The 14,490-nt window shown below is 56.4% G+C and carries 8 protein-coding genes; 4 read left to right on the forward strand and 4 right to left on the reverse strand.

Annotation, left to right across the window (positions count from 1 at the left end):
- Positions 1 to 21 precede the first annotated feature (21 nt).
- The 3 genes from purL (at position 22) to CEE69_RS07970 (ending at position 4,786) form a co-directional block, all read left to right on the forward strand.
- Positions 22 to 3,051 carry a phosphoribosylformylglycinamidine synthase subunit PurL gene (gene purL / locus CEE69_RS07960; protein WP_099260200.1) on the forward strand — a complete coding sequence of 1,010 codons (3,030 nt, stop codon included), beginning with the start codon at positions 22 to 24 and terminating at the stop codon, positions 3,049 to 3,051.
- A gap of 149 nt (positions 3,052 to 3,200) precedes the next feature.
- Positions 3,201 to 3,674, forward strand: coding sequence for a hypothetical protein (locus CEE69_RS33105; protein WP_233215035.1), 474 nt, complete (start codon positions 3,201 to 3,203; stop codon positions 3,672 to 3,674).
- A gap of 101 nt (positions 3,675 to 3,775) precedes the next feature.
- A complete protein-coding gene (locus CEE69_RS07970; RefSeq protein WP_099260201.1) occupies positions 3,776 to 4,786 on the forward strand; it encodes a DUF1559 family PulG-like putative transporter in 1,011 nt (336 codons plus the stop codon).
- Here the strand turns inward: CEE69_RS07970 and CEE69_RS07975 are convergent, their stop codons facing one another.
- From CEE69_RS07975 to CEE69_RS07990, 4 genes are all read right to left on the reverse strand, one after another.
- Complete coding sequence (locus tag CEE69_RS07975) at positions 4,787 to 5,962, reverse strand: hypothetical protein (protein ID WP_099260202.1); 1,176 nt, start codon at positions 5,960 to 5,962, stop codon at positions 4,787 to 4,789.
- A gap of 225 nt (positions 5,963 to 6,187) precedes the next feature.
- Entirely contained in the window at positions 6,188 to 7,210 is a 1,023-nt protein-coding gene (locus CEE69_RS07980; protein WP_233215036.1) for a hypothetical protein, read from the reverse strand.
- Positions 7,211 to 7,331: 121 nt separating this feature from the next.
- Complete coding sequence (locus CEE69_RS07985) at positions 7,332 to 7,949, reverse strand: 5-formyltetrahydrofolate cyclo-ligase (RefSeq protein WP_233215037.1); 618 nt, start codon at positions 7,947 to 7,949, stop codon at positions 7,332 to 7,334.
- 7 nt (positions 7,950 to 7,956) lie between these two features.
- On the reverse strand, positions 7,957 to 9,498 hold the full coding sequence (locus tag CEE69_RS07990) for a rhamnulokinase (RefSeq protein ID WP_099260204.1): 1,542 nt from the start codon (positions 9,496 to 9,498) through the stop codon (positions 7,957 to 7,959).
- 1,102 nt (positions 9,499 to 10,600) lie between these two features.
- Between CEE69_RS07990 and rpoB the strand changes: the two genes are divergently transcribed.
- The gene (rpoB, locus tag CEE69_RS08005) at positions 10,601 to 14,323 is read left to right on the forward strand and encodes a DNA-directed RNA polymerase subunit beta (RefSeq protein ID WP_199169826.1); all 3,723 of its coding nucleotides are present in this window, start codon (positions 10,601 to 10,603) and stop codon (positions 14,321 to 14,323) included.
- The last annotated feature ends 167 nt before the right edge of the window (positions 14,324 to 14,490 follow it).

Here is a 14,490-nt window from a genome sequence, read left to right on the forward strand (position 1 = left end):
CTCATTCTCTGATTTCGCATCATGCCGCTTTGGCAAATCGACATTCATCCTGCTCCCGGTCAAGTTGATCGACTCGGCGAACAAACGGCTCGTGAGATCCATGAACTCGGATTGGGCGACGACCTGCTGATCGCCGCCGCACGAGGATACTTGATCCAAGCCGACATCGACGAAGCTTCTGCCAGCGAAATTGCATCGACTTTGCTGGCCGATTCCATCACCGAATCGGTCGTCGTTGGGCATCCTGGCAAAGACGCTTCGCAGGTCGAAGCGGACTTGTCCGAAGCTCCGGAAACATTGATGGAGTTGTTGGCTGAACGCGGCATCGAATCCGAACCGCACCTGGTGCACGTGATGCCCAAACCCGGCGTGATGGATCCGGTCGCTGCCAGTACACAAGGCGCGCTCGCCGATCGCGGTGTCGAAGGCAGCACCGTCAAGACGTTCCGCAAATTCTGGATCGCCGGCGTCGACGAAGCTCAACTGGAAACGATCTGCCGCCGCGCCCTCTCAAACGATTCCATCGAAGCGTTTGTGATCGGGCCGTTGATGATGGACCGTTTGGATGTCGGATCCGAAGGCGAATTTGAGTTGGTGCACGTGCCGATTCGAGAACTGGACGACGCCGGACTGGAAAAGCTTTCCAAGGAAGGCCAGCTCTACCTGACGCTGGTCGAGATGCAAACCATTCGCGATCACTTCGTCGAACTGGGACGCGACCCAACCGACATCGAACTCGAATCGGTCGCTCAAACTTGGTCGGAACACTGCAGCCACAAAACGTTGGCCGGTCGAATCCACTACAAGGGTCCTGGTGCCGATGGCACGCCCGGCGGTGACGAACGCCAGTACAACAACATGCTCAAAGAAACGATCTTTGAAGCGACCCAAACCATTCGTCGCTCCCTGGGCGATGACGACTGGTGCGTCAGCGTGTTCAAAGACAACGCGGGCATCGTGACGTTCGACGAACAAGACCACGTGTGCTTCAAAGTCGAAACGCACAATCACCCGTCGGCGCTCGAACCTTACGGCGGAGCCAACACCGGAATCGGTGGCGTCATCCGTGACCCAATGGGCACGGGCATGGGAGCCAAACCGATCTGCAACACCGACGTGTTCTGCTTCGCTCCGCCAGACGTCTCGCCCGAAGAATTGCCACCTGGCGTGCTGCATCCACGCCGCGTCATTCAAGGCGTCGTGTCCGGCGTTCGAGATTACGGCAACCGAATGGGAATCCCCACGGTCAACGGCGCGGTCTACTTCGACGAGCGTTATCTCGGCAACCCGCTGGTTTACTGCGGCAACGTCGGCATCATTCCGGTTGGCATGGAAGACAAGGAAGTCAAACCCAATGACTTGATCGTCGCGGTCGGCGGACGCACCGGACGAGACGGAATCCACGGGGCGACGTTCAGCAGTGCGGAACTGACCAGCGAATCCGAATCGCTGTCCGGCGGTGCTGTTCAAATCGGCAACGCGATCACCGAAAAAATGGTCCTCGACGTGCTGATGCAAGCTCGCGATCGCGGCTTGTACAACGCGGTCACTGACTGCGGTGCGGGTGGCTTCAGCAGTGCCGTCGGCGAGATGGGTGAAGAACTCGGCGCCGAAGTTTGGCTCGACAAAGCCCCGCTCAAGTACGACGGTCTGACTTACACCGAAATCTGGATTTCCGAAGCTCAAGAGCGAATGGTCTTGGCCGTTCCACAGGAACGCTGGGACGAACTGCGAGAACTGTGCGAAAGCGAAGGCGTCGAAGCCGCCGCGATCGGTCGCTTTGTTCCAACCGGCCGACTGCAATTGAACTTCCACGGCCAAACGGTCGGCGACGTCGCCATGTCGTTCTTGCACGACGGACGTCCGCCCGTGATTCGCGATGCGATATACGAACCACCTCAAGCCAAACCGTTGTCGATCGGTGATCGCGACGCCGCAGCCAACTCCGAAACCCTGCTGAAAATCCTCGGCAGTTACAACGTCGCCAGCAAGCACTGGGTGATCCGCCAGTACGATCACGAAGTCCAAGCGGGCAGCGTCGTCAAACCTTTGGTCGGCCCACAATGCGATGGACCCGGCGACGCCGCCGTTGTGCGTCCCAAACTGACCAGCCGTCGTGGGCTGGTGATCAGTTGCGGCATGAACCCGCACTACGGCGACTTCGACACGTATCACATGGCCGCTTCGGCGATCGACGAAGCCATGCGAAACGCGGTCGCGGTCGGAGCCGATCCTTCCAAGATCGCGATCCTCGACAACTTCTGCTGGGGATACACCGATCGAGCCGAAACGCTTGGGTCGCTCGTCCGTGCCGCGATCGCTTGCCAAGACCTCGCGGTCACGCTGGGCACGCCCTTCGTCAGTGGCAAAGACAGCTTGAACAACGAGTTCAGCTTCTTCGATGACAACAACGAAAAGCAAACCATCGCGATTCCGCCCAGCCTGCTGATCAGTGCGATGGGCCAGATCGATGACGTCAGCAAATCAGTCACGATGGACGCGAAGGAAGCCGGCAACGTGATCTTCCTGGTCGGCGACACGCATCGTGAACTCGGTGGCTCGCACTACGGCTTGGTCGAAAACGAACCCGGCGGTGCGGTCCCAGAAGTCGACGCGAAACTGGCCAAACGAACGTTCGCGACCGTCCACCAAGCGATCCAGTCACGACTGGTCCGCTCGTGCCACGACCTTTGCGAAGGTGGCTTGGCGGCCGCCGCGGTCGAAATGGCATTGGCTGGCGGATTGGGAATGGAACTCGACCTCGCGACCGTTTCTCGCGAGCAACCCTCCAACGACGGTGTGCTCACCGCGGCGGCATTGTCGGCAACGGAAGTTCTGTTCAGCGAATCAAATACACGATTCCTGATCGAATGTGCCCCCGAATCAGCCGACGCCCTGTCCAAGGTCTTCGCGGACGCGGGCATCAGCCTGACACGTCTGGGACAAGTCACCGATTCCGACAAATTCACCGTCCGTGACGGTGACGCCGTGGTGCTGGAGACCGACATCGCAACCGCGAAATCGGCCTGGCAAGCACCTTTGGATTGGTGATCCCGGCTGTATTCAGGCTAAACTTCGCGAGAAGTTTGCTAAATTCGCATTGAACCGCGAGCTGGTTTATTCTGTAATTGCTACAGAATGCGTCCGTTTGGCGAAAAAATCGCCAACAAGAAAGAACAACTTCAAATATTTGGAACCGCGTGGAACTCTGGGTCCGTCGAATCGCTTTGATCGCTTATGTGGTCGGTGGCTGGCTTTTGCCAGCCGCCCACCATCATGTGGCGACGTGCGATTCCACCCATCCGCATGTCGGCGTCCACGACGACTGCTCCCACACGCACTCGCCTGAGAATGTCACTGAATGTTGCTCACATTCGAGCTCTGCAGACGCGGTCCAGCACGCACCGCTGCCGCCAGGTTGCTCGGAAGAACTGCTGGTTTGGGAGACGAGCCTGCCGTCCGCAGAGATCGCTTCGGACCACCAGCACGCTCATCAATGCGGTGACCTTTGTGCGTTGTGCAACGCTCGCACGCTGGCCGAAAGCCCGATTGCGGTGTCCGTCCACCGCGAAACCGTTCGGTGCACAGCCAATCAACGGATCGAATCGACCACCTTTGAAGACTCGGCAGATTGCTGGCGTCCGTACACTCGCGGCCCACCTTCTTTGACCTGAAAACTGCCGTTCTGGGTTGCGGTGAAAACCAGTTTCACTGTAACGCAAACTCACCGTCTTCTTTCGAGAGCCACTGCGCTCTCATTTTCAGGTCTCATTCCATGCCAAACTTCTCCTCCCCCGCTGCACGTGCGCACGCGACCCTAAGCCATCGTTCGACTGCCGGATCCTCGCAGCGAAACGCATTCACACTCGTTGAATTACTAGTCGTCATCGCGATCATCGGTGTCCTCGTTGGCCTGCTGCTTCCCGCCGTCCAAGCGGCCCGCGAAGCTGCCCGCCGGATGTCTTGCCAAAACAACTTGCATCAAATGGGCATCGCCCTGCACAACTACCACGGCATCTTCAATCAGTTGCCCAGCGGTTGGCTGGCCGACGACATCGACCACCACGAACCCGGCTGGGGCTGGGCCGCCGCGATCACGCCGCAAATTGAAAGCGGAAACATCTACGACACCATCCAATTCGGAATGGCCATCGAAGAAGACGAGAACCAACAAGCTCGCGAATCATCGATCCCTGCCTACATGTGCCCCAGCGATACACTCGAAACGCTGTTCTTCATCGCCGAATCTCATGGTGACGGCCATGGACATGAACACGATCACGCGAGCTCAACGGACGACGATGACGACGACCACGACGATGAACACGAGCACGGCCACAACGTCGATGATGGCGACGAGTTTCTTTTCAAGATTGCAAAGAGCAACTACGCCGGCGTGTTCGGGACGTTTGATATCCACGAAGACATGTATCACGGCGATGGGCTGTTCTACGGCAATAGCCGACACCGCTTTCGCGACGTCTTGGACGGCCTTAGCCAGACTGTGATGGTCGGCGAACGGAACAGTCGATTGGGCGGTTCGATTTGGCAGGGATTAATCCCCGAAGCCAACGCTGCGGCCTCGCGAATCGTTGGTGCCGCCGACCACACGCCAAACAGCGATGTTGGTCACTTTGAAGACTTCAGCAGCTATCACGCTGCCGGTGCCCAATTCGTCCTGAGTGACGGTTCGGTGCGAATGCTTTCGCAGTTCATCGACCTAGAGGTCTACCACGCGTTGGTGACCCGAGCCAATTACGAAGTCATCGAAGCCGACTCCTTCTGATCAGGCCGCTGATTTCCGGGCCGCTTGGGTTGGTGCAAGCCAACCCCGCATGCCATTCAGATCGGCCGACCATGCTTCACTGGTCCGGCGATCACAGAACGTGTGGAACATCCCGTCGATTGTGTCGCTGAGCGTTCGCACAGCTTCAATGCGATCTTCCGGCCCGAAGTCATTATCGTCTTCGTCCAAGTGAATCCGAGCGCCGCTGATCCCAAACGTTTCGGCTTGCAAAGTCAAGTCGAACTGCTGGCCTTCGCGAATCAGCGTCATGCCGGTTTTGCGAGGCAACTTGCCACTCTGGATCGCTCGCATCGCTTCGGGCAACTTCGTCGGGCACTCAGCCGAAATCGACTCTTTGCCGGAGTCGCCCAGCGGGCATTCCAAAGACAGTGTCTTGGCCAGCATCAACGTGACTTCGGTTCCGTCGAACGTTTCGATCGTGTCGGTCTCGGTTTCCAACATCCACCACAACCACAGCAAGAATTCGTTGCCGAGGAAGTCGGGTGACTGCGAGTGCTCGTTCGCCCAAGCCACGCCACTGAACGCTTCGCCGCTGACAAAACTGGATGGCATCACGTCATCCATCTCCGAGTAACGATCGTTGTCGCGAGCCCAATCCTGAGCCACGACGCCGGCACCGATGTGACCGCATTCGATCCCGAACACTCGTTCGAGCAAATCGATGCAGTGACCGCTGCCGGTGCCTGCGGTTCCGCCGTAATACAGCAAATCGCGGCTGCAATCCCACAACAATGCGTGCTGCTGAAACTTGCGATACTTGCCCGTCGCCGCTTCATTCTCGCAGCGTTGTTCGACCGCTTCTTTGGCTTCTTTGCGTTGCGACTTGGTCGGTTTCCCGCCCGGATTTTCGCGGCTCAGCGCCGCCAGTTCCATCGACAACCAAGCCTTCTTGATCACAGAAGGAACCTGGTTGGTGTCCACACGAACACCAAAGTGGACGGCATCGTCGATGATGTTTTTCGCGAGATCAAAATCTTGATCGAAAAGGTGATCGCCGCCAAGAAAACCTAGGTGCACGTTTTCTTCGTTGGCAGTTTCCGTTCGGCCCGCCACGTTCTCCGCCATCCGTTCGATGTGTTCTTGCCCAAAGGGGCCGTCTTCAAATTGTTTGACGCGAAATCGTTCAAAGGAAAGGCTACCGGAGAGAAACGGCATGAAAGAAAATCCCAATCGACGAGCGGAAAAAAACAGCCACCCCGAGTCGGCTGTGTCGTTGGCTTATCGTCCAACGTCCGCCCAGAAATTGCGACACGGTTAGCAGACCATCGCGACACCGCATCTTGCCCAACCCGCACAACCGACCTGCGATCCAATCGCGAAAGAGTGGCCGCAAAAGCTGTGCTGAATCCGGGCAGAGCAAATTGAGAATTCGTTGATGATTCACTTCCTTACCGGAAGCGAGAAACGAGACCGATTCATTTTGTCGCGAGGGTCTTCGTCGACAAAATCCTGCACCGCAGCTTCCGCTTCTTCGCGGTGCTTTCGCGGCAACTCATTGATGATTGCTTCCATCGATTTCTTCTTAAGAGCCATCCAATCGTCGTAGTAGTCCTTCCGAACCTCTTGGATCTTCTCGCTCAGTTTCGCTTTGGCTCGATCATCTAATCCGTAGTCATCAGCCAGGCCATTGATCAAAGCGAACTCGTCACCATGCTCTCGTTTCAATCGTTCAACCTTAATCTCGAACGCCAACTTCTCAGATTGATCGGGAGAGAGGATGGTCTGCGAATCCATCACCAACTTCTGTAGCAGCTCATTCCGCTGACCAAGATCCATTGTTTTGCTGTCTTTGCGCAGCTCTTCGGAAGCACTTCGATACTCCCTCTGCACTTCACTGAGTTCCACCCGCTGCTCGGCAGTGAGCTCCAACTCCTCCGACAGTTCGGTGTCGTATGACAATCGCATTAACTTGGACTGAATTTGACTGAGCTCCCTCATCTCGTTCAGTTTCTCAGAAGAGAACCGAGGAGGTCGAGGAGTGGCGGCTCTCTCTGCCTTTTTCCTCTCTGATACCTCCAACAATTTTTCCGCTTGCTCCTTGCTCATAGCCTCCATGGCGTCACGAACAGCCGCATCCATCAACCTCTTCATCTCGTCCGGCGCAACTCGCTCGCCGGTTTTTGCTCGGAATCCTTTCATCGTCGCATCCCGGTACTTTTGCATCGCCACCAAGATCGTTTTTCTCTGCTCGGTGGTCAGCCCGACCTCCTTGGAAAGCTCCATGTCACGAGTAAGAAGTTGCAGCTCCAACAGCCCAACCTCCGCCGGCTTCGTCTCTGACTGATCTGATCGACCCGCCGAAGCATCTTGCGACCAAACAACCACTGGATGCGGAATCGCCCCCAACGAGACGCAACAGCAAAAACACGCCGAAGCAATCGATCCAACACGAAACATTGGCATCACTCTTTTCTTGGGACATCATGAAACGAAGCCGGCACAGTCGAGCCCGGCGGAAAGCATTGGCTTCAAAATCCTACCTAAGTTTCCGCCTGACAAGTTGCTCGCATCAATCAAGAGCAGGTCATTCGATGCGCTGGCAGATCTGCTGCTCGGTGACGACCATGTCCATGAAGATGTCATGAGGCTGCATCGGGATCGCGTCGAACATTTGGCACTCGAAAGCGATTGCAACCAACGCGGTATCGCGACGGACACTTCGAAGCAATTTGTCGTAGTAACCTTTGCCATGTCCGACACGGCCTCCCCGTCGATCAAAGCCAACGCCGGGAACCAAAATCAGATCCAAATCAGTCGCAGCGACTCGCTTGGACGCCTCGTGTCGCAGTTCAACGCGAGGTTCCAAAATCCCATACGCTCCTTCGGAAAGCTCTTGCATCGATTCCAAATGAAAGAGCTCCAGTTCGCCGTCGACGCAAAAAGGAACGATGATGCGTTTGCCACTTCGGATCGCTGGCTGCAAAGCGTGCCGAGTCCGAACTTCGGATCGGACGTCGATGTACCACATCACGCATTGAGCCGATTGATAGACCGGCAACTGCATGACAACGTCGGTGATCGCTCGACTCAGGATGTCTTTGTCAGCTTGTTCGCGACGGGCTGCGTGCGCGGCCGTTCGAATCTCCTCCTTGCGTGCCGCCAGCCTTTGTTGCTCAGCATTCATCGGATCGAAAGCCGGCATCGCGTTCTCACTCGAAGAAAGTCGCGAACTTGGCCGCGGGTTCGTCCCAGCGATCTGTCAGCTGAGGCTCGTAGGTTTGCGTCGGGAAACTGTGTCGCACCAATTGGCGAGCCTCATCGATCGAATGCAATGAACCGCTTCCGATCATTTGCATCAAGATGTTCCCGATCGCGGTCGCTTCGACCGGACCGGCAACAACACAGCGGCCGCAAGCGTCGGCGGTCATCTGACAAAGCAACGCGTTGAGTGAACCGCCGCCCACGATATGGATAGTCTTGATGTGCGATTGAGTCAGTGATTCCAGATGCTGCAAACACATTCGATAGCGAAGTGCCAGCCCTTCCAAGGCGCCGCGGAACAAGACACCGTTGTCCGTAGGAACTCGTTGACCGGTCCGACCAGCCAATCCGCAGATGGCATCGATCATGTTGTCCGGCGCGACAAGAGCGGGATCATCTGGATTGACCAACAAGGCGAACGGTTCGGCGCCGGCAGCGGCCTGAGTCATCTCGGCCCACGACGGTGCGTCGCCTTGACGATCCAGTGCCGCCCGAATCTGCTGGTAGATCCACAGCCCGCCGATGTTCTGCAGCAATCGCGTGCTTCCTCGGACTCCACCTTCGTTGGTGAAGTTCAACTCCGCGCACAAAGGCGAAACGTTCGGCTGCGGAATCTCGACTCCCATCAAAGACCACGTCCCCGAACTGATGTAACACCAATCCGGTGACGCCGGTGCAAAGCCTTCTGCGGGAACGGCCAGCACCGCCGATGCTGTGTCGTGGGTCGCCGGCAAGATCACCGGCACATCGTGCAAGCCGGTTTCGATCGCGACGCTGGACTGGACATTGCCGATCGTTGTTCCGGCAGGCGTGGGCTCCGCAAACCATTTGTGGGGCAACCCGAATCCGTCCAACAACTTCGTTGACCAACTTTGCGTTGCCGGATTGAGCAACTGAGTCGTGGAAGCGTTGCTCGCTTCGATCGATCGCTCTCCCGACAACAACCAATGAAACAGGTCGCCCATCATCAAGAATGATTCTGCCGTTTCGAAAACCGAGTCGCCATTCTGCTTGGCCGCAATCAACTGACACAGTGAGTTGATGTCCATGAACTGCATGCCGGTCTCTTCAAAGATCGTTTCGCGAGGAACAATCTCGCAGATCTTGTCGGCCATCCCGCGGTGGCGGGCGTCGCGGTAGTGCCAAACCGGACCAGCGATTTGGTCGCGCGGATCGACGAAGCCAAAACTGACGCCCCAGGTATCCACCCCGACGGAAGCGATCGTCGCCTGTGTCCAGCTCGACTGAGCTCTCAATGCGGCATCCCTAAGCCCGTCCTGAATGTCCTGCCACAACTGCAGGTGATTCCACAGCATCGCGTCCTGGACCTTCAGCGGCCGATTCACAAACCGTCCCGTTTCGACGAGCTCGAGTCGACCGTCGTTCACTCCGCCAGCGATCACCCGACCGCTGGATGCCCCAACATCAACCGCCAAGTGAACAGGACCGGAAAACTGAACTTCGCTGGAGGATGGCTCAGCAGCTGGCATGTTGGCTCCCTGAAAAAGTACGGACGAGATCGAGAATCTAGCAGAAGGGGCGTCGCGACCACATTCGACAGGGTCTTGGAGTGAGGAACCACCAATCGCGGCGGAAAAGCCCGGCCACGTGCGACAAACAGACAACCTAGCGTGACTGGGAAAAGCGGGCGAGAAGTCTATAGGCACTTCACGGGGACTTTTTTTTCTGCCTGGCAGCATTTGCTAGCAAAGCAGCCTCGGCGACCTGGGTGACTTAACCTGAACCGGCAACGTTGGTTAGCAAACTGCCATCACTTTGACTACCAAATCTAGATTTGATGAGTTCTTGGTGCGCGCGGTCAAAATTGAAGAATCAGATGTTGACCGCCCCATCAATGCACGTAGGCTTAGCCTCACTTCCGCGAGTTCGCCTAGCGTGGAGCCGGACGCGGTCAGCTTGCGGCCACGGGCTGACATCGTTGATGAATTGCCTCAAAACCATCGTTTTTCGCGACAATCTCGTGCGAGACCGGTTTTGAATCGATTGCTCACGACGGCTTCACGGGCCGGGCACATGACGTGCCCGGCCGCGGACGCTCGCTTCTTAAAATGCAGCCGAAATCCCGCTGAGCATAAACCAGACCAAAATTCGTTTGGTTGCCCTTTGCGGATGCAAGATCAATCGTTAAAGTTTCGAAAGTGATCTTCGGCCCGGTGTTGCGTGACGCGTCTGTATTCGTTCTGTCCTCCCCTTTTCCCAACTAGCTTTTCTTTCGCGAAGTCCTTCGTGAGCTTAGAGTTACGTTCCCTCCATTCCTTTCGCGGTTCTGTTCGCGAAGCCAATTCCATCGAACGGATTCGTTTGTTGGCGATCGGTTTCTCGCTTCTGATTCCGTCTCGGAGTGCATTTTGGAACGGGAACCGCATTCAAATTTTCGATTTCGTCGATTTTTTCAATGTTGGAAAGAGACAGTCCATTCTGACAAGCGGTATTCACCGTCGGAGTTCCCACGAACCAATTTCGTCATCTCATTGATGCGGTTTCGACGAATCAAGCTCCAAACAATGTGTGGGCGGATTCCGGGCTGTGTTGGTGTTTTTGTTCTTCCCCGCGAAGGAGCTCCCACTCACGATGGCAACTACGACTCAGCGTCGCCTCGAACCCACCTCGATTCGCAAATTCGGAACCGGCCTCGGCCAATTCGATTTGCCTGACCTGACCGCCCTGCAAACAGTGTCCTACGCGGCATTCTTGCAAGAAGATGCGGCCAGCAACGCTCGCAAAGATCACGGGCTGGAGTCCGTGTTGAGGGAGATCTTCCCGATCGCCAGTTACGACGGGAACACGACGCTGGAGTACCTGTACTACGAGCTGGGGAAACCTCGCTACACCATTCAGGAATGCCGTCAGCTGCGTTTGACTTATGGTCGTCCGCTGCGAATTTGGTTGCGTCTGAACCGCGAAGAGCCAATCGAAGAGGAAGTCTATCTGGGCGACCTGCCGATCATGCTGGGCGGTGGTGAATTCATCATCAACGGTGCCGAGCGTGTGGTCGTTTCGCAGTTGCACCGCAGCCCCGGTGTCGACTTCGTTCTGGAACAAGACACGACGACCGATCGCAAATTGCCATCGTGCCGCGTGATTCCTGAACGAGGATCCTGGATCGAAGTCAACGTCACCAAGAAAGACGCGTTGACCGTTCGCATTGACCAAAGCGGCAAGTTCGCCGCGACAATGTTGCTGCGTGCGATGGATCCGAAGTACAGCACCGATGCGGATTTGCTGTCGGCGTTCTACGAAACCGGCACCATCAAGGTGAACGGTGGCAAGGACTCGACCAAGATCGAAAACAAGATCGCCGTCGACGATGTCGTTTACCCAAGCGGCCACGAGCGTGCGGGTGAAATCATCGTGGAAGCTGGCTACAAAATCACCACCGAGCTATCGGAAACGATTTGCAACGCTGGCGTGACTTCGGTCGAAGCAATGGACCTGCCAAAGGTTCCTTTGATCTTTAACACCCTTGCTGACGACAACACCGCCAGCCACGAAGAAGCCTTGCTGCGGATCTACCAACGTCTGCGTCCAGGCAACCCGCCTCAATTGGAAAAAGCTCGCACGCTGTTCCAAGAGAAGTTCTACGACGACAACCGTTACCGTCTCGGTAAAGTCGGCCGCTTCCGCCTGAATCGAAAACTCGACCTGGGCGTCGAAGAGACCGTGATGACGTTGCGTCCTGACGACATGATCGCCGCGATCCGCTATCTGATCGACTTGTTCGATGCGGACAGCGGTGCCGAGATCGACGACATTGACCACCTTGGCAACCGTCGTTTGCGAACGATTGACGAACTGGCCAGCGAAGAACTCCGCAAGGGATTCTTGAAACTGCGTCGTACGGTTCAAGAACGCATGAGTGTTAAAGACGCTCAAGACATGACGCCTCGTTCTTTGATCAACCCCAAAAGCGTTTCGGCAGCGATCGATTTCTTCTTCGGTCGTGGCGAACTCTCCCAGGTCGTTGACCAGACGAACCCGCTGTCGCAGTTGGCTCACGAACGTCGCCTGTCAGCACTCGGCCCTGGTGGTTTGAACCGGAAACGTGCGGGCTTCGAAGTTCGCGACGTGCACATTTCTCACTACGGTCGTATCTGCCCGATTGAGACTCCCGAAGGCACGAACATTGGTCTGATCAGCTCGTTGGCAATTTATGCCGGCGTCGATGATTACGGATTCCTTTGCACACCGTTCCGCAAAGTGATCGACGGCAAGATCAGCGACGAAACCGTTTGGTTGCGTGCCGATGAAGAAGGCGAATCTTACGTCGCACCTGCCGACACCGAAGTCAAAGACGGTGCGTTGGTCCCCGGCCCTAACATGATCGCCCGGTTCCGCAGTGACTTCGAAATCGTGATGCCAGAGCAAGTGTCCTTCATGGACGTCGCTCCCGCACAGATGGTCGGTGTCTCGGCTGGGCTGATTCCGTTCCTTGAGCACGATGATGCAAACCGTGCTTTGATGGGATCGAACATGCAGCGGCAAGCGGTGCCATTGTTGGTCACCGAGCCGCCAATTGTCGGTACCGGAATGGAACGTGAAGTCGCCAAGAACAGTGCGATGGTCGTGCGTGCTCGCCGTGCGGGCAAAGTGACTTACGCCGATGCGACTCGCATCGAAATCGGCAGCGATCACTACCCGTTGAAGAAGTACCAAGGACTCAACGAACGGACCTGCCAAAACCAAAAGCCACTCATCACCGTGGGTGACAAGGTCGAAAAGGGCCAAATCATCGCCGATGGTGCCGCCACCCAAAAAGGTGAACTGGCTCTCGGACGAAACGTTTTGGTCGGCTTCATGTCGTTCGACGGATTCAACTACGAGGATGCGATCATCATCAGCGAAGAGCTGGTGCGAAATGACACGTACACCTCGATCCACATCGAAGACTTCGACGTCGAAATTCGCGAAACCAAACTCGGTCGCGAAGAATTCACGCGAGACATCCCGAACGTTTCCGAGAAAGCTCTTCGCAACTTGGATGACACCGGGATCGTTCAGACCGGCACTTATGTGAAGCCTGGTGACATCCTGGTCGGCAAGGTTTCGCCAAAGAGCAAGACCGAACTGACACCGGAAGAAAAGTTGCTTCACGCTATCTTCGGTCGGGCCGGTGAAGATGTGAAAAACGATTCGCTGGAAGTGCCATCGGGCATCGAAGGCATCGTCATCGACACGCAGAAATTCAGCCGCCGAATGAGCCTTGGCGAAGACGAACGGAAGGCATTCGAACGTGAACTGAAGCAACACGAGACGGAAGGCAACGAAGAAATTGCCAGCACGTTTGAGTCGTTGGTTCGTGACATGGAAGAAGCTTCCGGAGTCAAGTTCAAGGATTCGACTGGCACGCCACTCGCCGACGGGCAAGACCCCAAGTTCGTCGCCGAACGTGCGACCAGCTTCCGCTTGGAACTCGTCCTCGAACAGATCGAAGACGAAGAACAACGCAAGGCTGCTGAGAAGATTCACCAAACGCAGTGGCAAAACGTCGAGCAAGCCATCGACGAACGCGATCGCAAGCTGAACAGCATGAAACGTGGCGATGAACTTCGCTCCGGTGTGCTGCAAATGGTCAAGATTTACATCGCGACCAAGCGAACGATCAGCGTCGGTGACAAGATGGCCGGCCGCCACGGGAACAAGGGTGTGATCGCGAAGATCCTTCCGATCGAAGACATGCCGTTCTTGCCCGATGGAACGCCAATTCAGATCATGCTCAACCCGCTGGGAGTTCCCAGCCGGATGAACGTGGGACAGATTTTGGAAACTCACCTCGGTTGGGCGGGAGCTAAGCTTGGATTCCAAGCTCTCACGCCAATCTTCGACGGTGCCAGCGAATCGGAAATCAACGACTGCTTGGCCGAAGCTGGTTTGCCAGCCCACGGGAAGATTCGTTTGACGGACGGTCGTACCGGTGAGCCGATGGAACAGGAAACAACGGTTGGCTACATCTATATGTTGAAGCTTCACCACTTGGTCGACGACAAGGTCCACGCACGCAGCACCGGACCATACTCGTTGATCACGCAGCAACCGCTCGGCGGCAAGGCTCGCTTCGGCGGCCAACGCTTCGGCGAGATGGAAGTTTGGGCGTTGGAGGCATACGGTGCCGCTTACATCCTGCAAGAATTGCTGACGGTGAAATCCGACGATGTGGAAGGTCGAACCAAGATCTACGAATCGATGGTCAAGGGAGAAAACACCCTCGAAGCCGGTACACCTGCCAGCTTCGACGTGTTGACCAACGAAATTCGTGGTCTGGCCCTGAACATGCAACTCGAGAAACGGCCGATCTAAGGAAGCCATACGCTGCTAGCGTTGAGTTAGCAGCTTTGGTTGTTCGGGCCAGCATCACGCTGGCCTGGACGGGGCGAACGCGAGACCTTCCCCGGTTTTGAACTCCCCCGGTTTTCGAACTCAAGCGTCAGAAGAATGACTCACCCCCGTCTTCTGACCTTCTTCCC

The sequence above is a fragment of the Rhodopirellula bahusiensis genome (assembly GCF_002727185.1).
Classification (GTDB): domain Bacteria; phylum Planctomycetota; class Planctomycetia; order Pirellulales; family Pirellulaceae; genus Rhodopirellula; species Rhodopirellula bahusiensis.